The sequence below is a fragment of the Azorhizobium caulinodans ORS 571 genome, from assembly GCF_000010525.1.
Taxonomy (GTDB): domain Bacteria; phylum Pseudomonadota; class Alphaproteobacteria; order Rhizobiales; family Xanthobacteraceae; genus Azorhizobium; species Azorhizobium caulinodans.
Window position 1 is genome coordinate 730594 of the sequence record NC_009937.1, and the last position, 26875, is coordinate 757468.

The window sequence follows — 26875 nt, forward strand, 5'->3', positions numbered from 1 at the left end:
GTACGGCCTCGGTGCAAACCGGGAATGGACCGGGGCTTGTCCCGGCACCGCCTGGCAACACAGGGGCGCTTGAATGCCAGCCCGCTGGAGTGACAGATGGATGATCTGCTGCGCGAGTTTCTGACGGAAACCAACGAGAGCCTCGACGTGGCTGACGTCGAGCTCGTCAAGTTCGAACAAGATCCGAATAATGCTCAGATCTTGAACAACATTTTCCGTCTGGTCCACACCATCAAGGGCACCTGCGGCTTCATCGGCCTGTCCCGCCTCGCGGCGCTTGCGCATGCGGCCGAGACGCTGATGGACAAGTTCCGCGAAGGCGCGCCGGTGACCACGGATGCGGTGGGCCTGGTGCTCCAGACCATCGACCGCATTAAGGAACTGCTGGCCGAGCTCGAGGCGCGCGGCGGCTCCGAGCCTGAAGGGTCCGACCAGGACCTCATCGGGCAGCTCGAACTCATGGCCGAGAACGCCCACAACGCGCCGGTCGCGGTTGTCGAGGCGCCCAAGCCCGCCGCGCCTGCGGCGTCCAGCGGCTTCTCTGGTCAGCTGGAGCGCGATCTGCTGCCGGGCGAAATCCCGCTCGACGAGCTGGAGCGCATCTTCCGCGAGACCGAGGTCGAGAAGCCGGCCGCCAAGAAGAAGGAAGTCGCGGTCAGCGAGCCGGCCAAGGCCGCCCTGCCGGCGACCGCCAAGAGCACCGCTCCGGCCACCACGGCTCCGGCGCCCGCTCCGGCCGCCGCTGCTCCGGCCCCGGCGCCCTCCACCGCGGTGGCGCGCAAGCCCGCCGAGGATGAGCACAAGGCGGCCCCCGCCGCGCGCGGCGACGATCACGCCGGCAGCGTCTCGTCCCAGTCCATTCGCGTGAACGTGAGTGTGCTGGAACACCTGATGACCATGGTCTCCGAGCTGGTGCTGACCCGCAACCAGTTGATGGAGATCGCCCGTCGCCAGGAAGACTCCGAATACAAGGTCCCGCTGCAGCGCCTGTCCAACGTGACGGCGGAGCTGCAGGAAGCGGTTATGCGCACCCGCATGCAGCCGATCGGCAATGCCTGGCAGAAGCTGCCGCGCATCGTCCGCGATCTGGCGCAGGAGCTGGGCAAGCAGATCGAGCTGGAGCAGATCGGCGCCGAGACTGAACTCGACCGCCAGGTCCTCGACCAGATCAAGGACCCGCTCACCCACATGGTGCGCAACTCCGCCGACCACGGCCTGGAGATGCCCGAGGATCGCCGCAAGGCCGGCAAGCCGGAGAAGGGCACGATCCGCCTCTCGGCCTATCACGAGGGCGGCCACGTCATCGTCGAGATCTCCGACGACGGCAAGGGCCTCGACGTCGCGCGCATCAAGCAAAAGGCGCTCGACAACGGTCTCGCCACCGAGGCCGAACTGGCCAAGATGTCCGACCAGCAGGTGTTCCGCTACATCTTCGCGGCCGGCTTCTCCACCGCCGCCAAGGTGACCAGCGTCTCGGGCCGCGGCGTCGGCATGGACGTGGTGCGCTCGAACATCGAGATGATCGGCGGCACGGTGGAAGTGCGCTCCAAGCAGGGCGCCGGCTCCACCTTCGTCATCAAGATCCCGCTTACCCTCGCCATCGTCCCGGCCCTCATCGTCGAGGCTTCGGGCGAGCGCTTCGCGGTGCCGCAGAGCGCGGTCATCGAGCTGGTCCGCGTGCAGCCCAATTCCGAGCATCAGGTCAAGCGCCTGAAGGAATCCCCGGTGCTGTGCCTGCGCGACAAGCTGCTGCCGATCGTGAACCTCGGCAAGCTGCTCGGCATGGCGCCGCAGGGCGAGGACAATCTGGACGACCTCCTCATCGCCGTGATGCAGGTGGGCAACCAGACCTTCGGCGTGGTGGTGGACGCGGTCTCCCACACCGAGGAAATCGTGGTGAAGCCCATGTCCTCGGTGCTCCGTCAGCTGCCGATGGTGTCGGGCTCGACCATTCTCGGCGACGGCCGCGTGATCATGATCGTGGACCCGGCGGGTCTTGCCCAGGTGGCGGCCAGCCCCGAAGAGGAGCGTTCCAACTTGGGTGCCGACGGTGCTGCCCATCTGCGCGACCAGGGGGCGACCACCTCGCTGCTCCTGCTGCGCGCCGGCAACAACGACATCAAGGCGGTGCCGCTCTCGCTGGTCACCCGCCTCGAGGAGCTGGAGCTCGAGAAGGTCGAGACGGTCAACGGCCACCCGGTCATCCAGTACCGTGGCGCGCTGATCCCGCTGGTGCACGTGAACGACAAGGTGAAGCGCGCCACCACCGGCACGCAGCCCATGCTGATCTTCTCCGACGAGGGCAAGGTCATGGGTCTCGTGGTGGACGAGATTGTCGACATCGTCGAGGCCCGCCTCGACATGCAGCTCTCCTCCGATGCGCCGGATGCGCTCGGCGCGGCCATCATCGACGGCCAGGCGACCGAGATCCTCGATGTCGGCCACTTCCTGTCCATCGCCTTCGGCGACTGGTTCGAGCGGCATGACAGCGAGAAGCAGACCAGCTTCGGCAAGGTGTTGCTGGTGGATGACAGCCTCTTCTACCGCAACCTCATCGAGCCGGTGCTGAAGGGCACGGGCTATGAGGTCACCGCCTGCTCGTCCGGCCGCGAGGCGCTCGAGAAGATCGCCGCCGGCGCCCGCTTCGACGCGGTGGTCAGCGATCTGGAGATGCCCGACATGGACGGCTGCCAGCTGGCCCGCGCCCTGCGCGCGGATGCGGCGACCGCCCACCTGCCGATCATCGCCTTGTCGAGCGACCGTTCTTCGGAGAGCATCGAGCGGGCCCGCGTGGCCGGCTTCACTGACTACATCGCCAAGTTCGACCGTCCCGGTCTCATCGCCGCGCTGAAGGAATTCGCCGGCACTGCCCATGGAGAGGCGGCATGACCAGCACCAGTCTCGTCCTCGCACGACAGGAAAACACCGGCGCGGGCGCCCAGTATGTGACCGTCCGGATCGGGCCGCAGCTCTTCGGCCTGCCGATCGAGATGGTCCACGAGGTCTTCGTACCGGACCACATCACGCGGGTGCCGCTCTCGAACCATGAGATCGAGGGCGTCCTCAACCTGCGCGGCCGCATCGTGACCATGATCAACATGCGCAGCATGCTCGGCCTGCCGGCGCTTGAGGACACTCGCCGCATGGCGGTGGGCATCGAGCATCACGGCGAATCCTTCGGACTGATGATCGACGAGGTGGGCGAAGTGCTCGTCCTCGATCCGGCCCGCAAGGAGACGAATCCGACGAATCTCGATCCCCACTGGGCCGATATCGTCACGGGCGTCTATCGGCTGAAGGGGCAGCTCATGCTGGTCCTCGACGTTGACCTGGCGCTTGGCCGGCTCAACACGGCGCGCGCCGCCTGAGCGCCGCCTCGAATTTCAGGAGAGGAACATGAAGACCTGCCTAGTGGTGGATGATTCAGGCGTGGTGCGTAAGGTGGCCCGTCGCATCTTGGAGGATCTGTCCTTCAACGTGCGTGAGGCGGCCGACGGGCAGGCGGCTTTGAAGGCGTGCGAGGAAGCCATGCCGGACGGCATCCTGCTGGACTGGAACATGCCCGTCATGGAAGGCATCGAGTTCCTCGAGCTCCTGCGCAAGACCGAGGGCGGCGACGTGCCGCGCGTGATCTTCTGCACCACCAACAACGACATCGAGCACATCACGCGCGCGATCGAGGCTGGTGCCAACGAATACATCATGAAGCCTTTCGATCAGGACATCCTGCGCGAGAAGCTTGAGGAAGTCGGCCTGCTGGAGAAGGCACCCGCTACATGAGCACTTCCGCGCCTTCAGCGGATACGGGAGCCGTCGAAGATCCGATCCGCGTGATGATCGTGGATGACAGTGTCTTCATTCGCGGAATCCTATCCAACTGGCTCGGGGAATCGCCAGACCTGCGGGTCGTCGCCACGCACGCCAACGGCCGCCGCGCCGTGGACGACGTGCAGAAGTCGCTGCCTGACGTGGTCATCCTCGACCTCGAAATGCCGGAGATGGACGGGCTTACGGCCCTGCCCCTCATCCTTGAGAAAAAGCCGAACACCGTCGTCCTGGTGGCCTCCACGCTGACCCGGCGCGGGGCGGAAGTCTCGCTGAAGGCGATGAGCCTCGGTGCGGCCGACTATGTGCCGAAGCCGGACGCCGGCCGCGGCATCTCGGCCGCCGACGAGTTCCGCCGCGACCTGACCGCGAAGGTGCGCAGCCTTGGACAGCGCGTGCGTCGCCGCGGCAGCCTGCCGCGCGTGATGGCCGCTGCTGCCGCGTCCGCGGCTGCGGCGCCTGCCGCAGCTCCGGCCACTGCGGGTGCGGCTGCGCCGGCACCGGCCCGGCCCGCGGCACCTGCGGCGGGAGCGGCTCCCGCGGCTCCGGTCTCGGCCTTCGCCAAGCCGAAGGTGAACGACAAGCGCCGGCCTTATTCCATGTCGCCGGTGACCGTGCTGGCGGTGGGCAGCTCCACGGGCGGGCCGCAGGCCCTCACGCGCCTGTTCACCGACATCGGGCCGTCCATCGCCAACGTGCCCGTGGTGATCGTGCAGCACATGCCGGCCACCTTCACCGCCATTCTCGCCGAGCACGTGGGACGTGCGGCGGGGCGTCCGGCGGCGGAAGGCATTGATGGCGAGGTGGTGAAGCCTGGCCACATCTATATCGCGCCGGGCGGCAAGCACATGGTGCTGGAGAAGTCCGGCAACGACAAGGTGATCCGCCTGCATGACGGGCCGCCGGTGAATTTCTGCAAGCCGGCCGTCGATCCGATGTTCGACACCGTTTCGGAAATCTACGGCCGCAACGCGCTGGCGGTCGTGCTGACCGGAATGGGCAGTGACGGGGCCAAGGGCGCCGGCCGTATCGCCGATGCCGGTGGCAGCGTGATTGCGCAAGACGAAGAAACAAGCGTCGTTTGGGGCATGCCCGGTGCGACCGTCCAGATGGGGAACGCCTCCGAAGTTCTCTCCATCGCAGACATCGGCCGCAAGGTGTCTCGCTTGCTGACGGGAGGACGGGCATGATCAGCGCCGCCGACTACGAATTCTTCAAGAAGTACCTGAAGCAGCACTCCGGTCTGATCCTGTCGGACGACAAGCACTATCTGCTCGAGAGCCGCCTCGTTCCCCTGCTGCGCAAGTTCGAGATCGCCGATTTCGGTCGCCTCGCGGCGGTGCTGCGGGACAATTCCTCGTCCGCCGTGGCCGAGGCCGTGATCGAGGCTATGACCACGAACGAGTCGCTGTTCTTCCGCGACAAGACCCCGTTCGAGGTCTTCACCAGCATCATGCTGCCGAAGCTGCACGCCGCCCGCTCGCCGAGCGCGCCCCTGCGCATCTGGTGCGCCGCCGCCTCGACGGGGCAGGAGCCCTATTCGCTGGCGATGACGCTGAAGGAAAATCCGCATCTCGTCGGCTCGCGCCGGGTGGAGATCTTCTGCACGGATCTGTCGAACGAGGTTCTGGAGCGGGCCGCCTCCGGCCGCTACAACCAGTTCGAGGTCCAGCGCGGCCTGCCGATCCAGATGCTGATGAAGTACTTCAAGAAAGTCGACGACATGTGGGAGATCTCTCCCCAGTTGAAGACCATGATGACCTTCCGCAAGCTGAACCTGCTCAACCCGTTCGTGGGCCTCGGCACGTTCGACATCGTGTTCTGCCGCAACGTGCTCATCTATTTCGATGCGCCGACCAAGACCGACATCCTGAACCGGCTCGCCAAGGTGACGGCGGCGGACGGTTATCTGGTGCTCGGCGGTGCGGAGACGGTGATGGGCCTCGGCGACGCCTACAAGCCGCTGCCCAACCAGCGCGGCTTCTATGTGCCGAACGTTCCGGCCGCTGCGGCGCCTGCGGCCATGGCCTCCCGCTGACGGGCACATAAACCCAAGGATAGCGGCCCCGGCGGACAGTCGGGGCCGTTTTTATTTGCGCAACTGATTATTTGAGGCTCATCTTACCTGTGGATGACGCACGCGACGCCATCTTCGCGAAAGCGTGGCCGTACAGCATGGGGCGCCCGTTAAGAAAAAGGTGCGGGCGGATCGGACGCGTCGCCAGCTTTGCGCGTCCTGACCGGGAGGAACTCGCCGCACCACCGCGTGCCGCGAAACGGGATGGTCCCATGACACAAGAAAGTCTGAGCCAGCGTCTGAATTTCATCGGCATGGACAAGGCCCTTCAGGCCAGCCTGCGCGAGGCGCGCGATCTGGTGGTCGCCGCGATGCCGAAGATCCTGGATGGCTTCTACGACCACCTGATGACCTATCCGGACATGGCCCGGATGTTCCCCACGGCCGCCGTGCGCGCCCACGCCAAGGCGATGCAGATCAAGCACTGGGGCGTGATCCTCGATGGCCGGTTCGATGCCGCCTATGTGGAATCCGTCACCCGCATCGGCCAGACGCATGCCCGTCTCGGCCTTGAGCCCCGCTGGTACATCGCGGGCTATGCCCTTCTTCTGAGCGGCCTCGTCGCCGCCATCGAGACCGGCTTCAAGGCCGGTCGCTTCGACCGCACGGCGCCCGAACGGAAGGCGCGGCTGATCGAGGCGGTCATCACCGCCGCCCTGCTGGATATGGATTTCGCCATCTCCGTCTATCTCGATGCCGGCATCAAGGCGAAGCGCGAGACCCTCGATCGGGTTGGCGCGGCCTTCCGCAGCATCGTGACGACGGTTTCCGACGCCGCCGCGCATCTGGAGACTACGGCGGCCTCGCTGGCCGACACGGCGCAGAGCACGCGCGCGCTGTCGTCCGCCGTCGCCTCTTCCTCCGAGCAGGCCTCGTCCAACGTGCAGTCGGTGGCGACGGCCTCCGACGAACTGGCCGCATCCATCAACGAGATCAGCCGCCAGGTGCGGGAATCGAGCCGCATCGCCGGTGAGGCGGTGGAGCAGGCGCAACGCACCGATGAGCGCATCCGCGAGCTCTCGAGCGCCTCGGCGCGCATCGGGGATGTCCTGAAGCTCATCACCGCCATCGCGGAGCAGACCAATCTCCTCGCGCTCAACGCCACCATCGAGGCCGCGCGCGCGGGCGAGGCGGGGCGCGGCTTCGCGGTGGTGGCGCAGGAAGTGAAGGCGCTCGCCTCCCAGACGGCCAAGGCCATCGAGGAGATCGGCGGCCAGATCACCTCCATGCAGTCGGCGACGCAGGATAGCGTGTCGGCGGTGAAGGAGATCGGTCACACCATCGAGCGCCTCGCCGGCATCTCGGAAACCATCGCCCATGCGGTGGACAGCCAGACCGAGGCGACGTCCATGATCACCGCCAATGTGGCGCGCGCCGCCGTGGGCACGGAGGAGGTGGCGACCGCCATCGCCTCGGTGCGGACCCAGGCAGTCAACACCGGATCGGCGTCCGAGGAAGTGCTGGGCTCCGCCCGGATGCTGAGCTCGGAAAGCCAGAGGCTGAACGAGGAAGTGGAGACCTTCCTGAAGACCATCGATGTGGTCTGACGGATAGCCTTCTTTCGGACACGGCTGATCTCTGCTTCGCCGCGTCCCTCCTGACGCTCCGGCCGGCCTTGCGCCGGCCGTTTGCGTTTCAGGGGTGTATCAGATGCCCCGGTCGCGGGGCTTGGGCCCGGAGAAGCGAATGAGCAGCGGGCGAGAGGAGATGATAGGCCCGAAGCGGCTCGTCACCGGCAGGGGCAGGCACTTGTCGAGGCTGGTCAGCGCCGCCGCCACGAACTCCTTCTGCTCCGCAATGGTGCCCGGCAGCTTGGAATAGCTCGCCACCGGCTTGCCTTTCAGATTGCCCCTGTGGTCCAGCGCGAAGCGCAGCGTCATCTCCGCCCCTTCCGGCCCCGGAACGGGATCGAGGCAGGTGGCGAAGGCGGCGTCGAATTCCTTCCAGTTGTCGATGGGCTTCTGCGGCGGCGGGGGGGCGGGCGGGGCGCTCTCCGCCTGGTTCTGCTCAGGCGGCAGCGGCGGTTCGGGCGTGCGGATGCGCGGCGTCGTCGGCGGCGTTGCCTTCGCGGAGGGCATCATGTCCGCCGGCAGGTCCCCGGCCGTCGCCACGCGCGCGCCCGTCATCCCGCGCACGGCCATCTGCACGTCGGGCGCCGTCGCCTCGGGCGCGGCGGACGCCGCCGCCCCGACGGTGAGCATCAGATAAAGAGCCGCCGTGCCGGTAAGGTCAGCGGGGAGAGACATCAGGTGGGAGGGCAGGCGAAGCGAGGCGGCGGCGCGGGAGGTCATGTCAGTTCGTGGTCCGCAGGGGAGGAGGCGAAGGCGGCAGTGTCCCCTGCTCCAGGTGGTCCGCCACTTCCGTGAGGGCCTGGGCGAGCGCGCGCAACTGCTCGGCATTGGCCGAGACCTGCACCGCGGGCAGGGGGAGGCCGGGGCGCGGCTTGCCCACTTCGAGGCGCAGGCCGCCGGCCGTTCCATCAAAAAGCGCGGTCGTGAAGCCCTGCAGCGGCCACACCTTGAGGCGGCCGTTTTCGTCCTTGTCCCAGTCGTCGAATTGCATGTCTGAGCCTTCCGATGTCGGGATGGACCTGAGGTCATCGCGAGAGACGCGGAGCCACGGGGGAGGTGAGCACCGGAAGGCCCGCTGCGCCGCGCGCTGGAACGCGCACGCGCCAGGGACAAGCGCGGCTCCGACCGGGCGGATGCCCGGGTGTGGAACCCTTGCCTGTGCGGGGTTTCGTTGCATCGACCGGCCCGCCGCGCCGTCCGAGCGGGCGGAATGTGCGCCCGAAATCCGCGTTCGACAATCGCCTTTTGCGGTTCTGGTCTAGGAGATGTGAACAGTGGGACCGGCGCGCCACACCCGTTCCTTTCGCCCTTTCGTCTGCAACCCTTGATGGCTCTTGTGCGGTGCGGCAATCAGGTGCGTCCGCATATCGACGAACATGACCGTCAACGCTATAGCTGGATACAGTCGGGGAGCAGGTTGCGCCGTTGATTTCCGTCATCATTCCCACCAAGGATTCGGAACGCGAGCTCGTGCCGGTGCTTTCCGCGCTGGTGGCCGGCGTGACCGCAGGCATCCTGCGCGATGTGATCCTGGTGGATGGTGGTTCTGTCGACGAGACCGCCAAGATCGCCGATGCGGCGGGCTGCCTCTTCATTCCCTCGGTCAATGATCCCGGCCTGCGCATGAAGCAGGGCGCTCAGCATTCGCGCGGCCGCTGGCTCCTGTTTCTCGGCGCCAATGCCGTGCTGGCGGAAGGCTGGGCCCGTGAAGTGGGCGCATTCCTCGAAACGGCGGAGCGGCGTGGCGCCGCCGATCGCATGGTCGCGACCTTCCGGCTCTCCGTGGACGGCTTTGGTCTGCGGCCACGCTTCGGCGAAGCGGTGGCGGCGGCCAAGCTTGCCGTTTTCGGCCGTCCCAAGGCGGGGCAGGGGCTGCTGATCAGCCGCAAGCATTATGAGCGCATCGGCGGCCATGCCGCTGGCGTTGCCACCGAACGGCGCCTGTTCAGCCGCATCCGGCGCCGCGACATGTATGTCTTTCAAAGCCGTGTGATGCTGGCGGAAGCGGATGTTTCCGCCCCCTGACGGGGCCTGTGTAAAACTCTCGGCTCCCCTCTGGACCCGCCGCGGTGAATTGCGTATAGAAGCGCCCTCGCCGCCGGATAACGGTGGCGCCGCTTCCAAACGGGCGGGGCGAGACCGGAATGCCGGTTCGAGCCAAATCGCTTGGGGGATAGTTCAACGGTAGAACCGCGGACTCTGACTCCGTTAATCCTGGTTCGAATCCAGGTCCCCCAGCCACTGTTTTTGCATCACGACACATCGATATCGGCGGGCTTCTGCCGTGACGTCTGCTCCGGACCGCCGGTGCTGTCGCTCGCGCCTATTCCCCCGTGGGGATGACCTCGACGGTGGTCCAGAGAGGGCGGCCGGTGTCGGAGAGATTGTACTGCGCTTCGGCGCGGTAGCGCGTGCGGCGGACGGTGCTGCCCGGGCCGGCGAAATCGATATAGCCGTTCACGATGAATTTCTGGTGCTCGGGGTCGTGCCACACGGTGGTGCTGGGACCCGGGCAGGGCTCGAGCTGGGCGCGCTCGGAGAAGCGCTCGGCCACCTTGGCAAGGATGGCCGCGCAGGCGTCCGCGGCCGAGGCGTTGATGCGGAAGGCCGCGTCGCTGGCTTGGGGCGCAGGTTCCTTGGTGCTTGCCGGACCCTGCAGATAGAAGCTGGCCGCAACTGCAAGCATCGCAACGGTCGCTGCCGCAAGCCCGTAAGACCCCTTGCCCATCCCCACGTGTGCCGCCTCAAACCACGGTTGATGTCTGTTCATACCGCTTGCCCCTTGATGCGCCAACCTTTCCGGTTGGTCTGAGGGCCAGATGGATGCGGAGGTGGTATGCGCTGGCGTCGGGCGTATCGCCCGACAGCCTGTTCTCTGGAAGGACCGGCTCAGGCGGCGTGCAGCATCACACCGGGCGCCGTGGCACGCACGGCCTCGATCCAGGTGGTAATCGCCCGCCAGGCGCGGGCCTGGAGGTCGGGGCTGGCGGCAGCCTCGATCTGGTCCACGAGCAGTTCGCAATATTCGGTGAGAGGGTGCTGGATGCCGCGCACCAGAACGACGGCATCGTTCAGCGTGCGCAGGACGTGGCGGCGGCCATCGATCCAGATGTGGAGGGACGTCTGCATGGGCGCGTTCGCTTCTCTGTTCATTGCTTGATCCCCGGATGGACCGCGGTGGACGGCGAGCGTCGCCGACGATCCGCGGCAGAAACGCGAAACCTGCGGATGGGTTCCATGGCTTCCGATCACGCTTTTGAAATCCGGCGGCACGCGGCTGGGCCGTATCTCTTTACTGTTCCGCCCGAACCCGCGAGGCGGCAAGGAGGATATTTCTGCCAATTCAGGATTGAGACAAATCAATTCTTCTTGGGAATTGGCGCTGGCTGGATCATAGGATGGGTGGCTTCTTGGATCAATTTCAAGTTTTTGTGCGATTGCTTGTTTGAATTGTGCAAATGCGAGAAAGCGGGCCGGAGCGTTGCTCCGGCCCTGTGTCTTATTTGCTCGGGGGCGGTCTGGCGGATATGGCCGTAGCCTCAATCCGCCTCAGACCGTCAGCTCTGGCCGCCCTTCCGGCCCGCCTCGGAGGCGAGGTCGTGGTCCTGCGAGAAGGAGCGCTTTTCGTCCGGCACCGACTGGCCACCCTTGCGTCCGGCTTCCGCCGCCCGCTCGGGGTTCTGCGCGAAATTGCCGGAACCGCCCTGCTGGCCCATGTTGCCGCTGGACTGGCTGTGCTGCTGCGTGGACTGGCCGCCCTTGCGGCCGGCTTCGCTGGCCTTCTCACGATCATTGGCGAAGTTGCCGGAGCCGCCCTGCTGATTGTTGGCCATGAATGCCTCCCGTCTTTGATGCTCCCCAGCCACCAGACAACGGGTCTAGCGGGAGCCTGTTCCCGGGAATACATGCGTTTCACGCCAATCTTCCGGCCCGATCCGCCCGGCTCAAGCTCATGATGCAGCGCAGGAAATTCGGCCTGGAGCGTGGCGGGAGGCCATGGCTAATTCAAACGAAAATATTGATTGATTGTAGAAAAATAACTCCATTGATTGATGATCGAAAACGACGATGCTGGAGGGCGGAAGGATCATCCCATGTCGCTCAATTCCCCCATCCCCGCTCCCGCCGCCGCAGGCCCCACGTCGTTTCTCTCGCGCCTGCAGGTCACGCATCTCGCCCCCGGTCTCGCGCTGTCCGCCGGCCTCGTCGCGATCGCCTATCTCCTGCGCACCGTGCTGAACGTGCCGGCGCTGAGCCCGCTGGTGGTCGCCATCTTCCTCGGCATGGCGTTCCACAATTTTATCGGCACGCCGAAGCGGGCCGTGCCGGGCGTGAAGTTCGCCATGCGCCGGGTGCTGCGCGGGGCCATCGTCCTGCTGGGTCTGCAACTCACCTTCACGCAGGTGCGCACCGTTGGGCTGGATGGCATGGCCATCGTAATCATCACGCTCGTCTCCACCTTCTTCGTCACCCGCTGGCTCGGGCGGCGGATCGGTGTGGAAGCCGGCCTGTCGGAGCTGATCGCAGCGGGCACGTCGATCTGCGGTGCTTCCGCGGTGATCGCCACCAATACGGTGACCCGCGCCTCCGATGAGGACGTGGCCTATGCGGTGGCATGCGTGACGGTGTTCGGCTCGCTCTCCATGTTCCTCTATCCGGTGCTGGCGCCGCTCACGGGCTTTGACGCCCATGCCTATGGCCTGTGGGCGGGCGCTTCCATCCACGAGATCGCGCAGGTGGTGGCCGCCGCCTTCCAGGGCGGGCAGTCGGCCGGCGAGTTCGGCACCATCGCCAAGCTCAACCGCGTCATCCTGCTGGCCCCGCTGGTCCTCGCGCTCGGCTTCGCCGCCGCCCGCAAGGCCCGCGCCTCGGGCCACGGCGGCAAGGTGGAGGCCCCGCCGGTGCCGTGGTTCATCCTCGGCTTCCTCGCGATGATCGTGGTGAACAGCTTCGGTCTCGTCCCGGCTTCCGTCACCAGCACGGTCGCCCCCATCACCACCATGCTGCTGGCCGTGGCGCTGGCGGCGATGGGACTGGAGACGGACGTGCGCAAGCTCAAGGCCCGCGGCTGGAGGCCTCTTGCCCTCGGCACCGCCTCGTGGCTGTTCATTTCCGCCCTCAGCTTCGGCCTCATCTGGCTGTCGCCCCGGCTGTTCGGGTGAGGGGCGCGAGAGAGGCGCGATGACGCTCGATCAGCTCAAGGTCTTCGTGGCGGTCGCGGATCATCTTCACATGACCCGCGCCGCCGAGGCGCTGCACATGACGCAATCGGCCGTCAGCGCCTCCATCGCCGCCCTCGAACAGTCCTGCGGACAACCCTTGTTTGACCGGGTCGGCCGGCGGATCGAACTCACCGCCGCCGGTCGTCTCTTTGTGGGAGAGGCGCAGGCCATCCTGAAGCGGGTGGCACAGGCGCGCGATGCGCTCTCGGACCTCGCGGGCCTTGCGCGCGGCACCCTCACTCTCCACGCCAGCCAGACCATCGCCAATTACTGGCTCGCCCCGCGCATGAATGCCTTCCACGCCGCTCATCCGGGCATCCGGCTGGAGCTCGGCATCGGCAACACCACGCAGGTGGCGGCGGCGGTGCGGGACGGACTGGCCGATCTCGGCTTCGTCGAGGGCGAGGTGGAGGAGCCGCTGATCGTGCGCCGCCGCGTGCCGGGCGATGAACTGGTGCTGGTGGCGTCGGCGGACGCGCCCTATGCCGATCTGGACACCCTCTCCGCGCACGACATCGCCGCCATGCCCTTCGTGCTGCGCGAGCCGGGCTCCGGCACCCGGCAGATGTTCGAGGCCGCCTGCCGCCGGCTGGGGGTGAAGCCGCAGGCGGTCACCATCGTCTTCGAACTGCCGTCCAACGAGGCGGTGCTGAGCGCGGTGGCGGCCGGGGCAGGGGCGACGGTGATCTCGCGGCTGGTGGCGGAGGCGGGCTTGAAGGCGGGGACGCTGAAGGCCCTGCCGCTGGCCCTGCCGCCGCGCAATTTCTATGTGCTGCATCATGGCGAGCGGGATCGCTCGCGGGCGGCGGAGGCCTTTGTGGGCTTCATCGCGCCGCCCAAATGAAAACGGCCCGCCACCGGGGCGGGCCGTCTGCTCATTGCTGCAACGCGCTCAGGCGAAGGTGACTTCCAGCTCGCCCACGTTGGCGACGCCGCCCTTCAGCACGTCGCCGGCCTTCACCGGGCCGACGCCCGCAGGCGTGCCGGCGAAAATGAGGTCGCCGGGCTGGAGCGTGAAGAAGGTGGAGAGGGTGGCGATCATCTCCGGCACCTTCCAGATCATCTGGTTGAGGTCGCCGTCCTGCTTCGTCTCCCCATTCACCGAGAGCCAGATGCGGCCGGTGGACGGGTGGCCGATCTCGGACGCAGGCACGAGGCCGCTTGCCGGGGCGGACTGCTCATAGGCCTTGGCGATATCCCACGGGCGGCCGAGCTTCTTCTGCTCCGCCTGGAGGTCGCGGCGGGTGAGGTCGATGCCGACCCCGTAGCCGAACACGTGGTCGAGCGCCTTCTCCACCGGGATGTCGTCGCCGCCGGTCTTCAGCGCGACGATCATCTCGATCTCGTAATGCACGTCCTTGGTCAGCTTCGGATAGGGAATGGTCGAGCCGCTTGGGACGAGATTGTCGGGGTTCTTCTGGAAGAAGAAGGGCGGCTCGCGGTTCGGGTCGTGACCCATCTCGATGGCGTGGTCGGCGAAGTTGCGGCCGACGCAATAGATGCGGTGAACCGGAAAGAGCGCATCCGTGCCCTTCACCGGCAGGGTGGGGACAACGGGGGCGGGAATGACGAAGCTGGCCATGGAGGGCTCCTCGATAGACGCCCCCGCTTAGAGCAAGTCGCCGTCGAGTTGAAGCCGATTAAGCCGTATCCGCCGCTTCAAATGCCTGAAATCACACGGCCGTAGCGTAAGAAGGCGCCCGGCTTGGCCGGGCGCCCGATGCTCACTGGGCCGCGACGCCCACCCCGATGGGGCAGGAGACGCCGGTGCCGCCAAGCCCGCAGTAGCCGCCGGGATTCTTCGACAGATACTGCTGGTGATAGTCCTCGGCGAAATAGAACGGCCCGCCGTCGATGATCTCGGTGGTGATGGGTCCGAAGCCCTTGGCCTTCAGCGCGGCCTCATAGCTTGCCTTCACCGCCTCGGCGACAGCCTTCTCCTGCGGGTCGCTCGTATAGATGCCGGAGCGATACTGCGTGCCCACGTCATTGCCCTGCCGCATGCCCTGCGTGGGGTCGTGGCTCTCGAAGAAGAGCTTCACGAGATCGGCATAGGAGATGACGGCCGGGTCATAGACCACCAGCACGCCTTCCGTGTGCCCGGTGCGGCCGGAGCACACTTCCTCATAGGTGGGATTGGGCGTGAGGCCGGCGAGATAGCCCACCGCCGTGACCCAGACGCCCGGCGTGCGCCAGAAGGCGCGCTCCGCGCCCCAGAAGCAGCCGAGGGCGAAGATCGCCGTCCGGAAGCCGTCCGGATAGGGGCCCTTCAGCGGATTCTGGTTCACATGGTGCAGGCGGGCGGTGGGAATGGCGTCGGGGCGGCCCTTGAGGGCGGTCTCGGGCGTCGGAAGGTCCAGGGGCTTCTTCGACCAGAACATGGCGCGCTCCTTTTGTGTTCGAGCGCAGATATGGGGTGCCGCCCACCGTTCCGCGAGGGGCGTCTCAGGCAGCCTCGAAGGGCGAGCGCTCCCGCACACGACCAATGGAGAGCAGCACGGCGCCCACGAGCCCCAGCAGGAAGAAGAGCGGCAGGTTCAGCAGCGGGGCGCCGACATGCGTCCAGAGGAAAGGTGACAAGGCCGTGAGCTTGGCCTGCGCAGCGTCATAAGTGCCGGGCGAGAGCGAGACCCACGCGCGATAGGCGGAGGTGTAGACGATATCCGAAGCGGCAATGGAGCGCGTGCCGTCCACGACCAGCGCCACGAAGGCCCCGGCCATGAGCCAGAAACCCAGGAAACGGAACAGGAACCGGATCATCGCGCCTCGCGTCCACGTGCCGGCGGTCTGCCGCCGACATCCCATCCTTAGATCAAGATGGGAGCGGCGGAAACTCTGCCGGTTCCAGCGGTAGCGGCCGGCCGTTGCGTTCGAGAAGGCGGCGGGATGTCGCTGCCGTCCTGCGGTGGATGCGGCCCTGCGCCGGACGCAAGGCTCTTGAAGAGCGCGGCCGTTCTTGCTTCCATGGACGGCATGACGACAGGCCTTATCGAGATCCGTCGGGCCCGGCCGCAGGACGCTCCGTCCCTTGCGGAGGTGCATGACGCGGCCTGGCGCACCGCCTATCGCGGCCTCATTCCCGGCCTCGAGCTGGAGCGGATGATCGAGCGGCGCGGACCGAAATGGTGGCAGTCCGCCATCCGCCGGGGCAGCCGCATCTCCGTGCTGTTGGTGGGCGACGAGGTGGCCGGCTACACCAATTACGGTGGCAACCGCGCCAAGAACCTGCCCTTCGGCGGCGAGATCTACGAGATCTATCTGAAGCCCGTCTATCAGGGCCTCGGCTTTGGACAACGGCTGTTTTCGGCCGCGCGGCGCGATCTCTCGCTCGCCGGCTTGCCGGGCCTCGTGGTGTGGGCGCTGTCAGACAATCAAGGCGCCATCGGCTTTTACGAGGCCCTGGGTGGACAGGCGGTCGCAGCCTCCACCGAACGCTTTGGTGGAAAAGTTCTGGACAAAACGGCTTTCGGTTGGCAGCGGTAGCGCCGCCGGCGAGATCGGCGGTTCCCGAGGGCTGGATCCGGCCAGAGCACATCTGGCTGCCGCATTCACCTCATGTCTTTAACGCGAGCGCGGCGTGCGCCCCCCGGATGCGGGCGGTGCGGGGCGCGCTCCAGGCTGCAAGTGAGCGCAACACTCATGCGTATCGACGCGATTCCGGTCGGCAAGAACCCGCCCCATGAAGTGAACGTGGTGATCGAGGTTCCGATCGGCGGCGAGCCCATCAAGTATGAGATGGACAAGGATGCCGGTGCCCTGTTCGTGGACCGCTTCCTCTACACCGCCATGCGCTATCCGGGGAATTACGGCTTCATCCCGCACACCCTCTCGGGCGACGGCGATCCGTGCGACGTGCTCGTGGCCAACACCCGCGCCATCGTGCCGGGCGCCGTCATGTCCGTGCGTCCGGTCGGCGTGCTGCTGATGGAAGACGAGAGCGGCGTCGACGAGAAGATCATCGCCGTGCCCGGCCCCAAGCTCACCAAGCGCTATGACAAGGTGCTGAGCTACAAGGATCTGGCCGACATCACGCTCAAGCAGATCGAGCACTTCTTCGAGCACTACAAGGATCTTGAGCCCAACAAGTGGGTGAAGATCATCCGCTGGGGCGATGCCGAGGAAGCCCACAAGCTCATCCTCGAAGGCATCGAGCGGGCCAAGTCCAAGGCCTGAGCGTTCCGGCTGTCTCGTCCCTCTCCCGTGCGCGGGGGAGGGATCATTGCGGATCGGGCGGGGTCTTCGGCTTGCGCGGATGCGTGGAGGAGAAGGCGGCCGCCTGATCGGCGTCGGCGGCGGGCGCTTCCGCCGTACAGCGCGTGGTCGGCGGGCTGCCGCAGACCCGGCCGATATTGGCCCAGCCGACACATCGTCCGTCCGGCCCGCGATAACCGGGGCCACCCCGGCTTCCGCAGCCGCGTTCGGCCGCGACCGGCCCTGACATCATCACAATCGAGGCGGTGACAACCGCAAGCAATGCACGCTGAAACATGGCGTGCGTTTGCCATCGCTTGTGCCCGCTGTCGAGCGGGCGTCAGGCGGGGGCCAGCATGTCCACGAGCAGCGCTTTCAGCTCCGGAAGGCAGGAGCCGCAATTGGTGCCAGCCTTGAGCCGCGCGCCGATGGCGGCGGCATCATGCGCCCCCTCGCGGATGGCCTGCGCGATCGCGCCGCGCGGCACGCCGAAGCAGGCGCAGACCAGCGGCCCGCAGGCGGCTGCCCCATCCGAAGCGCGGCCGGAGAGCACGAGGCGCCGATCGTCCTCGGTGAGCGTGCCGCGGGCGAGCCGCTGCACCCACACATCCCAGGCCGGCACCTCGGCCTCCGGCGCCAGCACCAGAGCAAAGGCGAGCGCGCCCGAGGCGGTGAAGGCGGCGGCGCGATAATGGCCGCCCGCCGTGTCCGCCATGTCGCAGAAGCTGTCCGCAAGGCCAAGATCGTCGGCGAGGGCCTGCGCATAGGCGGCCCATGCGGCGACATCGACAGAGCCCGCGAGCCGCCAGCCGTGTCCACCCTCCAGCCGCGCGCGGGCAAAACCAAGGCCCGGCGGTGGCGAGACGCGGCTGCGGGCGAGCAGGACCCCCCGCGCGGGCGCGTCCACCGGCGCGAGGCGGGCCGGCGTCGCCTTGAGGTCCGGCTGGCCGGAGACGGGATCGGTGAGCGGATGCACCAGCGCGCCCACGCGCCCGCCGGAGGAATTGGTCGCGCTCCAATGGATGGGTGCGAACACCGTGCCGGGCCGCTGGCCGTCGTCGAGGCGCACCTCCAGCACGGCGCGGCCATGGGCGGTTTCCACCTGCGCCAGAGCGCCGTCGGTCAGGCCGGCGGCCCGCGCGTCGTCCGGATGCACGGTCACGAAGGGCGCGGAGATGTGGCTGCCGAGCCGGGGCGAGAGGCCCGTGCGGGTCATGGTGTGCCACTGGTCGCGGATGCGGCCGGTGTTGAGCAGCAGCGGGAAGTCTTCCGCCACCGGGGCCGGGGCGACGGGGGCGGGGGTCACGAAGCGCGCTCGGCGGGAGGCGGTGAAGAAGCCGCCGGTGCCGAACAGCCGTTCGGTGCCATGCGGCCCGTCCGACGCCGTGCGCACCGGCCATTGCACCGGGGCGAGGGTCTCATAGGCGGCATCGGTCAGGTCCGCGAGGCCGGAGAGATCGAAGTCGCGCGTGCCGTTGTTCTCGAAAGCGGAGAGGGCCGCGTGCTCGCGGAAGATGTCCGCCGGGCCGCGCCAGTCGAAAGCCTCCCCATGGCCGAGGCGGCGGGCCACCTGCGCCAGCACCCACCAGTCGGGCTTCGCCTCGCCGGCGGGGGCGAGGAAAGGGCGTTGGCGGGAGATGCGGCGTTCGGAATTCGTCACCGTGCCGTCTTTCTCGCCCCAGGCGACGGCGGGCAGCAGCACATGGGGGGCGCAGCCGGCGGTGTCCGTACCGAGCACGTTCTCGGACAGCACGAAGAGGTCGAGTCCGGCCATGGCACGTCGGGCGGCATCCGCGCGCGGCAGGCTGACGGCCGGATTGGTGCCCATGACCCACAGCGCCTTGATCTCTCCGCGCTCCATGGCGGCGAACATGTCCACCGCCTTCAGCCCCTCCGCCTGCGCCATGTGGGGCGCGCCCCAGAAGCGGCGCACGCGGTCCACTTCAGCGGGAGAGAAGCCCATATGGGCGGCCAACTGGTTGGCGAGCCCGCCCACCTCGCGCCCGCCCATGGCATTGGGCTGGCCGGTGAGCGAGAAGGGCCCCATGCCTTCGCGCCCGATGCGGCCGGTGGCGAGGTGGCAGTTGAGGATGGCGTTTACCTTGTCCGTGCCGCGCCGGGACTGGTTGACGCCCTGCGAGTAGCAGGTCACCACTCGGTCCGTGGCCCGGAACAGCGCGAAGAAGCGCGCCACATCCGCTTCGGCTAAGCCCGTGATGCGGGCGGTGGCGGCAAGGTCCGGCGTTTCCGCCCGCGCGGCCGACAGCGTTTCCGCAAATCCCTCGGTGTGCTGCGCGATGAAGGTCTCATCGAGCGCGCCGGTGTCCGTCAGATGCACCAGCAGGCCGGAGAACAGCGCCGCGTCCGTGCCGTGGGCGAGGGGCAGAAACAGGTCCGCTTCCTCGGCCGTGGCGGTGCGGCGGGGGTCGATGACCACGAGCTTCGTGCCGCGCGCCTGCCGCGCCGCCACCATGCGGCGGAACAGCACCGGATGGCACCAGGCGGTGTTGGAGCCTGTGAGGACGATGAGGTCGGCTTGTTCCAGATCCTCATACGATCCCGGCACCGTATCCGAGCCGAAGGCCCGCTTGTGCCCGGCGACGGACGAAGCCATGCAGAGGCGCGAATTGGTGTCCACGTTCGCCGTGCCGAGGAAGCCCTTGGCGAGCTTGTTGGCGGCGTAATAATCCTCCGTGAGCAACTGGCCGGAGAGATAGAAGGCCACCGCCTGCGGCCCATGCTCGGCGAGCACGCGGCGGAAGCCCTCCGCCACCCGGTCGAGTGCGGAATCCCACGTCACCCGCCGCAGATCGCCGGCGCCCTCGCGCATCATGGGATGGAGCAGCCGGGTCTCCAGCCCGATGGTCTCGCCCAGCGCCGCGCCCTTGGAGCACAGCCGGCCGAGATTGGCCGGGTGCGCGGCATCGCCCTCGATCAATGCGCCGCCGAGCCCATCGGGCGTCGCCTTCACGCCGCAGCCGACGCCGCAATAGGGACAGGTGGTCGATGTCGCCTGAGGCGAGGAAAGCGGGGCGTTCATGAGGCGCTGTCTCCGGTTTTCCTGCGCTCAGTAGACGTCCGCCTGATAGCGGCCGGCCTTCTTCAGTTCCGCCACGAAGCGGGCACCGCCCTCGGCCCCGAGGCCGCCATGGGTGGCGGCCACATCCGCGACGGCGGCCTCCACATCCTTGGCCATGCGCTTGGCATCGCCGCAGACATAGAAGTGCGCGCCTTCCTCGAACCACGCCCAAAGTTCGGGGCCTGCGGCGCGGATGCGATCCTGCACATAGACCTTCTCCCCGCCCTCGCGGGACCATGCGGTGTCGAGCCGCGAGAGCACGCCCGCGGCCTGCATTCCGGCGAGTTCGTCTTCATAGAAGAAGTCGGTGGCCGAGCGCTGGTGGCCGAAGAACAGCCAGTTGCGACCCGGCGCTTTCGTCGCCATGCGCTCATGCAGGAAGGCGCGGAAGGGGGCGATGCCCGTGCCGGGGCCGACCATGACGACGGGCCGCGCCGCATCCGTCGGCAGGCCGAAGCCGTGGGCCTTCTGCACATAGGCCTTCATCCGCGTGCCTGGCGCCACGCGCCCGCCGAGGAAGGTGGAGCACACCCCGAGCCGCGTGCGGCCCTGATGGTCGTAGCGCACCGCATCCACCGTCAGCGAGAGCCGGCCGGGGGTGGCGGCGGGGCTGGAAGAGATGGAATAAAGGCGCGGCTGGAGCGGCTCCAGGCACTCCACGAAGGCCTCCGGGTCCGGCCGGATGCCGGGGAATTTCTCCAGCGCCGCCAGCACGTCGAGCGTTGCCGCATCGCCATCCGGGTCCTCGCCCGCCGCCAGCGCCTTCGCGTTGTCCTTGCGGGCCCCGCCGGTGATGTAGGAGATGAGGGTGAAGAGCGTGTCGGGGGGCGATTTCAGGCACACCTCCTTGGTGAGCACCTGCTCCAGCGTCTTCTCGCCGATGGGGAAGTCGGCAGGGGCATGCAAAGCGGCGAGAACGTCCGCCACGAGGCCGGGATCATTCACCGGGAACAGGCCGAAGCTGTCGCCCGCCTTGTAGTCGAGCCCCGAGCCTTCGAGGTCGAAATCCACGTGCCACGTCTCCTTCTCGGAGCCGTCCTTGTTGAGGCGGAAGCGGCCGAGGAAGGTGACTTCGGCGGGATTGTCGCGCGTGCCCCTCGGCGCAGCGGCGGCCGGGGCGGTTGCGGCCTCGGCACCGGGCGCGGTGGGCGCCGGTGCGGGTGCGCCATCCAGCTCGGTGGCGAGCTGCTTCAGCATCCGCAGCGTCTCCTTGCCGCCGGGGGCGCAGAGATTGAGCTTGGTCTCGGCGCCCGAGGCGAGCGCCTTGGAATAGCTGTCGCAGATATAGCCGCACTGGCCGCAGTCCTGCTGCGCCATGGCCGCCATCATCCGCCGGGCGAGCGGCTTGCCTTCGGCGAGCTTCATGCGCTCGTCGAGCGGCATCGAGGCATCATGCCAGGGCGCACCGTCGTCTTCCTCAGCACTCGCGGGCGGGGCCATGAGGGCCGCGCCCTCGGCCGGAGACAGGACGGTGGCGCCGGCCGGCGCCTCGCCGGAGAAAATGCCGGCGAAGAAGCCGTTGAGCCAGGCCCGCTGCTCGGCCGAGAAAGGGGCGCTTTCCGGCAGGAAGGGCACCAGAGGGGTTCGCGTCTGGAGGGTCATTCGGCGCGCTCCATGGCGGTCTCGACGAGGGATTTCAGGGCGGCGGGGCCAAGGCGGCGGGTGAAGGCGGCGAAGGTCTCGCCCGGCAGCCTTTGCGCAGTCCAGCCGCTGAGCAGGCGCTCCACGAGGGCGGGTGCGTCTTCCGCCTTCACCTGCTCGAACAGCTCCTGCGCGATGGCGGCCTCCGTGCCGAAACCGCCGCCCACCAGCAGGTTGTAGCCATCCACCGTGTCGCCATCCTCATTGATGGCCACGCGCGCGCCGATGAGGCCGATATCGCCGATATAATGCTGGGCGCAGGAATTGTGGCAGCCGGTGACGTGGATGTTCACCGGGCTGTCCAGCGCCACGCGCGGGCCGCAATAAGCGGCGATGGCGCGCGCGGTGGCCTTAGTGTCCGCATTGCCGAAGCGGCAGCCGGCCGCCCCCGTGCAGGCGACGATGCCGGCCTGAAGCGCATCCGCATCCGCCGTGAGGCCGAGCGCGGTGATGGCGGCCTTCGCCACCGTCACCCGTGCATCCGGCACGCCGGAAACGAGGACGTTCTGCCAGACGGTGAGGCGCAGATCGCCATCCCCGAGGTTCTGGGCGATATCCGCAAGGCCGCGCATCTGGGCGGCCGTCATGCGGCCCACCGGGACGCCGATGCCGATCCAGTTCAGCCCCGCCTGCTTCTGCGGCCGCACGCCGAGATGGGCCATGCGGTCCGCCTCCGGGCGCGGTTTCACGGCGTCTGCCGGCACGCGGACGAAGGGGGCGCCCAGCCGCTCTTCCACCTTCTTCAGGAAGCCGTCGAAGCCCAGCGCATCGAGCACGTATTTGAGGCGGGCCTTCTTGCGGTCGGTGCGGTCGCCGGTGTCGATGAAGACGCGGATGATGGCATCGGCCACCTTGGTGGCGTCCGCAGGGGGCAGGATGACGCCGGTATCGCGGGCGAAATCCTTGTGGCCGGTGATGCCGCCGAGCGCAAGGCGGAACCACACGCCGGGTTCGACGCCGAAGCCCTCCTTCACCTCCACGGCCTGGAAGCCGATGTCGTTGGTGTCCTCCAGCGCGCCGATCTGGCCGGCGCCGTCGAAGGCCACGTTGAACTTGCGCGGCAGGCCATAGAGCGTGCGGGTGTTGAGGATGTGATGGTGCCACGCCTTGGCATAGGGGCGGGTGTCCAGCAGCTCCTGCGGGTCGATGCCAGCGGTGGGTGTGCCCGTGACGTTGCGGATGTTGTCGCCGCCGGAGCCCTTGGCGGTGAGTCCGAGGTCCACCAGCTTCTCCAGCAGGATCACGCCGTCGGTGGCCGGGATCTCGCGGATCTGGAGATTGGCGCGCGTTGTCACGTCCGCATAGCCGCCGCCGTGGATTTCGGCGATGTCGGCGATGCCCCGGAACTGCCAGTGGGTGAGGATGCCGTTGGGCATCCTGAGGCGGCACATGAAGCTGTCCTGCGCGGGGGCGACATAGAACAGGCCGTGATACTTCCAGCGCAGGATGTCCGGCCCCTTGGGGTAGACGCCCTCGCGCGCGGCTTCTTCCATGCGGGGCCAGGCATCGAGGCCCATTTCCTCGCGCTTGGCCTTCTCCTCGGGGCAGAGCTTCTTGCCCTCCGCTTCCGTGCGCGCCATGGCCTTGAGGCTCGGCGCATCCGGTCCGGTCGGCTCGGCCGTGGCGGGAGAGCCGCCGCCGGGCGCGCGACCCGCGCGGGCCACCTGCGCGCCGGACATGAAACCTTCCAGATAGCGTTTCTGATCCACTGTAAAGTCGCCGCTCATGATGTCTCTCTCCTCACGCCGCCAGCGCCGGCCGCCCGAAGGCGAGCGCGGCGCGCAGCGGCGCGATGGGGGTGCGGTTCGTGATGAGGTCGAGGAAATAGAGCCCGTCGGCGGTGTCGCCGAAGAGCACGGCGCCAGCGAGCACGCCGTCGCGGATGAAGAGGCGGCGATAGATGCCATGGGCGCGGTCACGCAGCACGATGTCCTGCGCCCCCTCGCCGGAGATGTCGCCGGCCGAGAAGACCGGCACGCCGGACACCTTGAGGTTCGTCGAGACGACGCTGCCCGGATAAGCCGCCGGCTTGCCCGCCAGATGCCGCGCGAGCACGTGCGCCTGCTCATAGGCGGGGGCGACGAGGCCATAGGCCATGCCCCGGTGCTCGGCGCATTCGCCCAGCGCGAAGATGGCGGGATCGCTGGTGGCGAGATGATCGTCCACCACCACGCCGCGATTGCAGGTGAGGCCCGTTGCGCGGGCGAGATCGGCATTCGGGCGCACGCCGCAAGCCATCACCACCAGATCGGCGGGCAGCACCTCGCCATCCGCGAGCCGCAGTCCCGTGACATGGCTTTCGCCTTCGATGGCGGCGCTGTGGGCCTGAAGCCGCACGGTAACGCCGCGCGCTTCCACCGCCTGACGCAGCAGATCGGCGGCAGTGGCGTCGAGCTGGCGCTCCATCAGCCGGTCCATCAGATGGACGAGGGTGGTCGCAACGCCTGCGCCCGCAAGGCCGATGGCGGCTTCCAGCCCCAGAAGGCCGCCGCCGATCACCACGGCGCGCACGCCGGGCTTTGCCGCCGCGAGCAGAGCCGAAACATCCGCCAGATCGCGGAAGGTGGTGACGCCGGGCAGGTCCGCGCCCGGCAGCGGCAGGCGGATGGGATGCGAGCCGGTGGCGAGCACCAGCCGGCTGAAGGGCAGGCGACGCCCGTCCGCCAGCACCACGGCCCGGCTTTCCCGGTCGATGGAAGCGGCGGGCGTTCCATAGAGCAGGGTCACGCCCTGCTTCGCCCACCAACTGGCGGGCTTCATTTCAAGATCGGTGGCCGGCAGCTTGCCGGCGAGCACGTCGGAGAGCAGCACGCGATTATAGGCAAGGCCCGGCTCCGCTCCCACGACGGCGACGGAATAGCGGCCGAGCCCGCAGGCCCCGAGCTCTTCGCAGAGCTTGGTGGCGGCCATGCCGTTGCCGATGATGACGAGAGGCTCGCTCACGTGCGCATTCCGTTGCTGGGGATCATGGGCCTCAGATCATTCCGCCGGGACGGCAGCGCCCTCGGCCGCCTCGATCATCACGCCGGAGAGCAGCCCATAAGCCTCCGCCCAGGCGGCCTTCACCTCGGGCGTGAAGTCGGGGCCGAGGCCCTGTTCCAGCGTCCAGAGCAAGGCGGCGCCGACCGGGGCATAGTGTTCGCGCGTCACGCCATAGGCGACGTGGCGGCGGGCCAGCGCCTGCGCAGCCGGCACGATGGCGTCGAGCTTGGTGAGGCCGTTCACCACCACGGAGAGGGTGGCCATCAGCTTCTTCCCCTGCTCCGAAATATCGCCCTTGAAGAGGGGCTTCACCTCCGGCGCGATCTCGAACAGCCGGCCATAGAACAGGCCGGCTGCGGTCTCGGCGATGGGCGCCACCTTGGCGAAAGAGGACTGCACCAGTTCCACTTGGCTCGGGGTCATGACGGGCTCCTGGCTGGCGGGTTCCGGATGGGGCGAAGGGGCCGGAGCGGTGCCGCTCCGGCCGCGCAATCAGGCGGCCTCGACGAAGCGGTGGCGCTCGTGGAGGAATTTCAGCACCGCCTCGCGGGCCTTGAGGTAAGTGGGATTGGCCACCAGTTCGAGGCGCTTGCGCGGGCGCGGCAGGCCGACCTCCAGCACCTCGCCGATGCGGGCGGAGGGGCCGTTGGTCATCATCACGATGCGGTCGGAGAGGAGGACCGCCTCGTCCACATCGTGGGTGATCATGAGGATGGTGTTGCCCAGCGTGGCATGGATCTGCATTACGCTGTCCTGCAGATGGGCGCGGGTGAGCGCGTCCAGCGCGCCGAAGGGCTCGTCCAGCAGCAGCACCTTGGGCTCCATGGCGAGCGCCCGGGCGATGCCCACGCGCTGCTTCATGCCGCCGGAGACCTCAGAGGGGCGCTTGTCCCGCGCGTGGCCCATCTGCACCAGCTCGAGATTGTGCATGGTCCAGTCGTGCCGCTCGGCCCGCGAGCGGGTGCCGGAGAACACCTTGTCCACCGCGAGGCGCACGTTGTCATAGACGGTGAGCCAGGGCAGCAGGGAGTGGTTCTGGAACACCACGGCGCGGTCCGGGCCGGGGCTGTTGACCTCTCGCCCATCAAGGATCACGCCGCCGCTCGTGGCGGGAGTGAGGCCCGCCACGATGTTGAGCAAGGTGGACTTGCCGCAGCCCGAATGGCCGATGATGGAGATGTATTCGCCCTTGGCGATGTCCAGCGAGACCTCGCGCAGCACCTCGGTGGTGGCGGCGCCGCGGGTGAAGGTCTTGCCGATCTGGCTGAGCTCGAGATAGGCGGGCATGGGGATCTCCTTCAGGACGCCGCGGTGCCGCGGGTGACGATGCCGGCGACACCGGCCACGAGACGGTCGAGAACGAAGCCCACCACGCCGATGTAGACGAGGGCGACGATGATGTCGGGCAGGCGGGAGGAGTTCCACGCATCCCAGATGAAGAATCCGATGCCGACGCCGCCGGTGAGCATCTCCGCCGCCACGATGGCGAGCCAGGACAGGCCGACGCCGATGCGCAGGCCGGTGAAGATGTAGGGCGCCGCCGAGGGCAGCATGATCTTCCAGAAGAATTCCAGCGGGTTCAGCCGCAGCACCTGTGCCACGTTCCGATAGTCCTGCGGGATGTTCCGGATGCCCACTGCCGTGTTGATGATGATCGGCCAGATGGAGGTGATGAAGATCACGAAGATGGCCGAGGGGTTGCTGTCGCGGAAGGCGGCGAGTGCCAGCGGCAGCCAGGCGAGCGGCGGCACCGTGCGCAGCATCTGGAAGATGGGATCGAGCCCGCGCATGGCCCAGACCGACTGGCCGATGAGCGCGCCGGTGAGCACGCCCACAACAGCGGCGAGGCCGAAGCCCACCGCCACGCGCTGGAGCGACACGAGAACGCGCAGGCCGAGGCCGATGTCCTGCGGGCCGGCGACGAAGAAGGGATCGACGATCAGATCCTTGCTGTCGGCCCAGATGCGGCTCGGCGGAGGCAGGGTCGCCCCGGCGCCCCGGCACAGCAGTTCCCACAGTAGCAGCAGCAGGGCTGTGACGATGAGCGGCGGCAGCACGCTCACCGCGAACCAGCGTGCGGCGGCCATGAGGCGGGCGGAGACGGGCGGGCGCGACCGCTTCAGGCGGACGACCTGCGCGACGCTCGCAGGCGTGGCGGCTTCGGGACGCCGCTGCGGCTCGGCCTCTTTGAGGGCGGTGACGGACATGGCGGGCTCCTCAGACAACGGAACAGGGGGCACAACGGCCGCCAAAAAGGTGAGTCATGCCCGGGCTTGTCCCGGCCATG

27 protein-coding genes and 1 tRNA gene are annotated in these 26875 nt (G+C 67.8%); 12 read left to right on the forward strand and 16 right to left on the reverse strand.

Annotated elements, in window-relative coordinates; translation table 11 throughout:
* Positions 1 to 96: 96 nt before the first annotated feature.
* The 6 genes from AZC_RS03370 to AZC_RS03395 all read left to right on the forward strand — a co-directional run bounded on the left by AZC_RS03370 (position 97) and on the right by AZC_RS03395 (position 7449).
* Positions 97 to 2889 carry a hybrid sensor histidine kinase/response regulator gene (locus AZC_RS03370; RefSeq protein ID WP_012169192.1) on the forward strand — a complete coding sequence of 931 codons (2793 nt, stop codon included), beginning with the start codon at positions 97 to 99 and terminating at the stop codon, positions 2887 to 2889.
* A complete protein-coding gene (locus AZC_RS03375; RefSeq protein ID WP_012169193.1) occupies positions 2886 to 3368 on the forward strand; it encodes a chemotaxis protein CheW in 483 nt (160 codons plus the stop codon). The genes AZC_RS03370 and AZC_RS03375 overlap by 4 nt, the downstream gene beginning before the upstream one ends.
* Positions 3369 to 3396: 28 nt before the next feature.
* A complete protein-coding gene (locus AZC_RS03380; RefSeq protein WP_012169194.1) occupies positions 3397 to 3780 on the forward strand; it encodes a response regulator in 384 nt (127 codons plus the stop codon).
* Positions 3777 to 5015: a protein-glutamate methylesterase/protein-glutamine glutaminase gene (locus tag AZC_RS03385; protein WP_012169195.1), complete on the forward strand. Its 1239-nt coding sequence runs from the start codon at positions 3777 to 3779 to the stop codon at positions 5013 to 5015. Before AZC_RS03380 ends, AZC_RS03385 begins: the two co-directional genes overlap by 4 nt.
* Positions 5015 to 5863 carry a CheR family methyltransferase gene (locus AZC_RS03390; protein WP_173362988.1) on the forward strand — a complete coding sequence of 283 codons (849 nt, stop codon included), beginning with the start codon at positions 5015 to 5017 and terminating at the stop codon, positions 5861 to 5863. The genes AZC_RS03385 and AZC_RS03390 overlap by 1 nt, the downstream gene beginning before the upstream one ends.
* Positions 5864 to 6114: 251 nt before the next feature.
* Positions 6115 to 7449: a globin-coupled sensor protein gene (locus tag AZC_RS03395; protein ID WP_043878840.1), complete on the forward strand. Its 1335-nt coding sequence runs from the start codon at positions 6115 to 6117 to the stop codon at positions 7447 to 7449.
* Positions 7450 to 7548: 99 nt separating this feature from the next.
* Here AZC_RS03395 and AZC_RS24235 read toward each other — a convergent pair whose 3' ends face one another.
* Together AZC_RS24235 and AZC_RS03410 are read right to left on the reverse strand one after the other, a co-directional pair.
* On the reverse strand, positions 7549 to 8193 hold the full coding sequence (locus AZC_RS24235) for a hypothetical protein (protein WP_052285840.1): 645 nt from the start codon (positions 8191 to 8193) through the stop codon (positions 7549 to 7551).
* A gap of 1 nt (position 8194) precedes the next feature.
* Positions 8195 to 8464 carry a hypothetical protein gene (locus tag AZC_RS03410; RefSeq protein WP_052285841.1) on the reverse strand — a complete coding sequence of 90 codons (270 nt, stop codon included), beginning with the start codon at positions 8462 to 8464 and terminating at the stop codon, positions 8195 to 8197.
* A gap of 434 nt (positions 8465 to 8898) precedes the next feature.
* Here AZC_RS03410 and AZC_RS03415 point away from each other — a divergent pair, with 434 nt between their 5' ends.
* Entirely contained in the window at positions 8899 to 9498 is a 600-nt protein-coding gene (locus tag AZC_RS03415) for a glycosyltransferase (RefSeq protein ID WP_012169199.1), read from the forward strand.
* A gap of 142 nt (positions 9499 to 9640) precedes the next feature.
* Positions 9641 to 9714 (forward strand) — tRNA-Gln (locus AZC_RS03420).
* Positions 9715 to 9796: 82 nt separating this feature from the next.
* Here AZC_RS03420 and AZC_RS03425 read toward each other — a convergent pair.
* The 3 genes from AZC_RS03425 to AZC_RS03435 form a co-directional block, all read right to left on the reverse strand.
* The gene (locus tag AZC_RS03425) at positions 9797 to 10159 is read right to left on the reverse strand and encodes a hypothetical protein (protein ID WP_043878841.1); all 363 of its coding nucleotides are present in this window, start codon (positions 10157 to 10159) and stop codon (positions 9797 to 9799) included.
* A gap of 203 nt (positions 10160 to 10362) precedes the next feature.
* On the reverse strand, positions 10363 to 10602 hold the full coding sequence (locus AZC_RS03430; RefSeq protein ID WP_043878842.1) for a hypothetical protein: 240 nt from the start codon (positions 10600 to 10602) through the stop codon (positions 10363 to 10365).
* A gap of 428 nt (positions 10603 to 11030) precedes the next feature.
* Positions 11031 to 11306, reverse strand: coding sequence for a general stress protein (locus AZC_RS03435; protein ID WP_043878843.1), 276 nt, complete (start codon positions 11304 to 11306; stop codon positions 11031 to 11033).
* Positions 11307 to 11567: 261 nt separating this feature from the next.
* Between AZC_RS03435 and AZC_RS03440 the strand changes: the two genes are divergently transcribed.
* Complete coding sequence (locus AZC_RS03440) at positions 11568 to 12635, forward strand: YeiH family protein (protein ID WP_052285842.1); 1068 nt, start codon at positions 11568 to 11570, stop codon at positions 12633 to 12635.
* Between the two features lie 19 nt (positions 12636 to 12654).
* The gene (locus tag AZC_RS03445) at positions 12655 to 13539 is read left to right on the forward strand and encodes a LysR substrate-binding domain-containing protein (protein WP_012169203.1); all 885 of its coding nucleotides are present in this window, start codon (positions 12655 to 12657) and stop codon (positions 13537 to 13539) included.
* Between the two features lie 48 nt (positions 13540 to 13587).
* Here the strand turns inward: AZC_RS03445 and AZC_RS03450 are convergent, their stop codons facing one another.
* The 3 genes from AZC_RS03450 to AZC_RS03460 all read right to left on the reverse strand — a co-directional run bounded on the left by AZC_RS03450 (position 13588) and on the right by AZC_RS03460 (position 15455).
* A complete protein-coding gene (locus AZC_RS03450; protein WP_012169204.1) occupies positions 13588 to 14277 on the reverse strand; it encodes a fumarylacetoacetate hydrolase family protein in 690 nt (229 codons plus the stop codon).
* A gap of 142 nt (positions 14278 to 14419) precedes the next feature.
* A complete protein-coding gene (gene msrA / locus AZC_RS03455; protein WP_012169205.1) occupies positions 14420 to 15076 on the reverse strand; it encodes a peptide-methionine (S)-S-oxide reductase MsrA in 657 nt (218 codons plus the stop codon).
* Between the two features lie 64 nt (positions 15077 to 15140).
* The gene (locus AZC_RS03460) at positions 15141 to 15455 is read right to left on the reverse strand and encodes a hypothetical protein (RefSeq protein WP_043878844.1); all 315 of its coding nucleotides are present in this window, start codon (positions 15453 to 15455) and stop codon (positions 15141 to 15143) included.
* 213 nt (positions 15456 to 15668) lie between these two features.
* Here AZC_RS03460 and AZC_RS03465 point away from each other — a divergent pair, with 213 nt between their 5' ends.
* Together AZC_RS03465 and ppa are read left to right on the forward strand one after the other, a co-directional pair.
* Positions 15669 to 16178, forward strand: a complete 510-nt coding sequence (locus tag AZC_RS03465; protein WP_012169207.1) for a GNAT family N-acetyltransferase — start codon at positions 15669 to 15671, stop codon at positions 16176 to 16178.
* A 156-nt stretch (positions 16179 to 16334) separates the two neighbouring features.
* Complete coding sequence (gene ppa / locus AZC_RS03470) at positions 16335 to 16868, forward strand: inorganic diphosphatase (protein ID WP_012169208.1); 534 nt, start codon at positions 16335 to 16337, stop codon at positions 16866 to 16868.
* A gap of 43 nt (positions 16869 to 16911) precedes the next feature.
* On the opposite strand, the gene AZC_RS24755 is transcribed toward ppa, so the two are convergent.
* The 8 genes from AZC_RS24755 to ntrB form a co-directional block, all read right to left on the reverse strand.
* A complete protein-coding gene (locus AZC_RS24755) occupies positions 16912 to 17184 on the reverse strand; it encodes a hypothetical protein (protein WP_012169209.1) in 273 nt (90 codons plus the stop codon).
* A gap of 42 nt (positions 17185 to 17226) precedes the next feature.
* Positions 17227 to 19926, reverse strand: coding sequence for a nitrate reductase (locus AZC_RS03475; RefSeq protein ID WP_012169210.1), 2700 nt, complete (start codon positions 19924 to 19926; stop codon positions 17227 to 17229).
* A gap of 27 nt (positions 19927 to 19953) precedes the next feature.
* Positions 19954 to 21567, reverse strand: coding sequence for a sulfite reductase subunit alpha (locus AZC_RS03480; protein ID WP_012169211.1), 1614 nt, complete (start codon positions 21565 to 21567; stop codon positions 19954 to 19956).
* Positions 21564 to 23333: a NirA family protein gene (locus AZC_RS03485; RefSeq protein WP_012169212.1), complete on the reverse strand. Its 1770-nt coding sequence runs from the start codon at positions 23331 to 23333 to the stop codon at positions 21564 to 21566. Before AZC_RS03485 ends, AZC_RS03480 begins: the two co-directional genes overlap by 4 nt.
* Before the next feature lie 13 nt (positions 23334 to 23346).
* Complete coding sequence (locus AZC_RS03490; protein ID WP_012169213.1) at positions 23347 to 24549, reverse strand: NAD(P)/FAD-dependent oxidoreductase; 1203 nt, start codon at positions 24547 to 24549, stop codon at positions 23347 to 23349.
* A 36-nt stretch (positions 24550 to 24585) separates the two neighbouring features.
* Positions 24586 to 25011 carry a globin family protein gene (locus tag AZC_RS03495; RefSeq protein ID WP_012169214.1) on the reverse strand — a complete coding sequence of 142 codons (426 nt, stop codon included), beginning with the start codon at positions 25009 to 25011 and terminating at the stop codon, positions 24586 to 24588.
* A gap of 69 nt (positions 25012 to 25080) precedes the next feature.
* Entirely contained in the window at positions 25081 to 25875 is a 795-nt protein-coding gene (locus AZC_RS03500; protein WP_012169215.1) for an ABC transporter ATP-binding protein, read from the reverse strand.
* A gap of 11 nt (positions 25876 to 25886) precedes the next feature.
* Entirely contained in the window at positions 25887 to 26795 is a 909-nt protein-coding gene (gene ntrB, locus AZC_RS03505; RefSeq protein ID WP_012169216.1) for a nitrate ABC transporter permease, read from the reverse strand.
* Positions 26796 to 26875: the final 80 nt, after the last annotated feature.

Bases quoted from the DNA above. Each gene is read 5' to 3' on its own strand.
- AZC_RS03370 (WP_012169192.1), top strand. From the start codon at position 97: ATGGATGATCTGCTGCGCGAGTTTCTGACGGAAACCAACGAGAGCCTC.
- AZC_RS03375 (WP_012169193.1), top strand. From the start codon at position 2,886: ATGACCAGCACCAGTCTCGTCCTCGCACGACAGGAAAACACCGGCGCG.
- AZC_RS03380 (WP_012169194.1), top strand. From the start codon at position 3,397: ATGAAGACCTGCCTAGTGGTGGATGATTCAGGCGTGGTGCGTAAGGTG.
- AZC_RS03385 (WP_012169195.1), top strand. From the start codon at position 3,777: ATGAGCACTTCCGCGCCTTCAGCGGATACGGGAGCCGTCGAAGATCCG.
- AZC_RS03395 (WP_043878840.1), top strand. From the start codon at position 6,115: ATGACACAAGAAAGTCTGAGCCAGCGTCTGAATTTCATCGGCATGGAC.
- AZC_RS24235 (WP_052285840.1), bottom strand. From the start codon at position 8,193: ATGACCTCCCGCGCCGCCGCCTCGCTTCGCCTGCCCTCCCACCTGATG.
- AZC_RS03410 (WP_052285841.1), bottom strand. From the start codon at position 8,464: ATGCAATTCGACGACTGGGACAAGGACGAAAACGGCCGCCTCAAGGTG.
- AZC_RS03425 (WP_043878841.1), bottom strand. From the start codon at position 10,159: ATGCTTGCAGTTGCGGCCAGCTTCTATCTGCAGGGTCCGGCAAGCACC.
- AZC_RS03430 (WP_043878842.1), bottom strand. From the start codon at position 10,602: ATGCAGACGTCCCTCCACATCTGGATCGATGGCCGCCGCCACGTCCTG.
- AZC_RS03435 (WP_043878843.1), bottom strand. From the start codon at position 11,306: ATGGCCAACAATCAGCAGGGCGGCTCCGGCAACTTCGCCAATGATCGT.
- AZC_RS03440 (WP_052285842.1), top strand. From the start codon at position 11,568: ATGTCGCTCAATTCCCCCATCCCCGCTCCCGCCGCCGCAGGCCCCACG.
- AZC_RS03445 (WP_012169203.1), top strand. From the start codon at position 12,655: ATGACGCTCGATCAGCTCAAGGTCTTCGTGGCGGTCGCGGATCATCTT.
- AZC_RS03450 (WP_012169204.1), bottom strand. From the start codon at position 14,277: ATGGCCAGCTTCGTCATTCCCGCCCCCGTTGTCCCCACCCTGCCGGTG.
- msrA (WP_012169205.1), bottom strand. From the start codon at position 15,076: ATGTTCTGGTCGAAGAAGCCCCTGGACCTTCCGACGCCCGAGACCGCC.
- AZC_RS03460 (WP_043878844.1), bottom strand. From the start codon at position 15,455: ATGATCCGGTTCCTGTTCCGTTTCCTGGGTTTCTGGCTCATGGCCGGG.
- AZC_RS03465 (WP_012169207.1), top strand. From the start codon at position 15,669: ATGACGACAGGCCTTATCGAGATCCGTCGGGCCCGGCCGCAGGACGCT.
- ppa (WP_012169208.1), top strand. From the start codon at position 16,335: ATGCGTATCGACGCGATTCCGGTCGGCAAGAACCCGCCCCATGAAGTG.
- AZC_RS24755 (WP_012169209.1), bottom strand. From the start codon at position 17,184: ATGTTTCAGCGTGCATTGCTTGCGGTTGTCACCGCCTCGATTGTGATG.
- AZC_RS03475 (WP_012169210.1), bottom strand. From the start codon at position 19,926: ATGAACGCCCCGCTTTCCTCGCCTCAGGCGACATCGACCACCTGTCCC.
- AZC_RS03480 (WP_012169211.1), bottom strand. From the start codon at position 21,567: ATGACCCTCCAGACGCGAACCCCTCTGGTGCCCTTCCTGCCGGAAAGC.
- AZC_RS03485 (WP_012169212.1), bottom strand. From the start codon at position 23,333: ATGAGCGGCGACTTTACAGTGGATCAGAAACGCTATCTGGAAGGTTTC.
- AZC_RS03495 (WP_012169214.1), bottom strand. From the start codon at position 25,011: ATGACCCCGAGCCAAGTGGAACTGGTGCAGTCCTCTTTCGCCAAGGTG.
- AZC_RS03500 (WP_012169215.1), bottom strand. From the start codon at position 25,875: ATGCCCGCCTATCTCGAGCTCAGCCAGATCGGCAAGACCTTCACCCGC.
- ntrB (WP_012169216.1), bottom strand. From the start codon at position 26,795: ATGTCCGTCACCGCCCTCAAAGAGGCCGAGCCGCAGCGGCGTCCCGAA.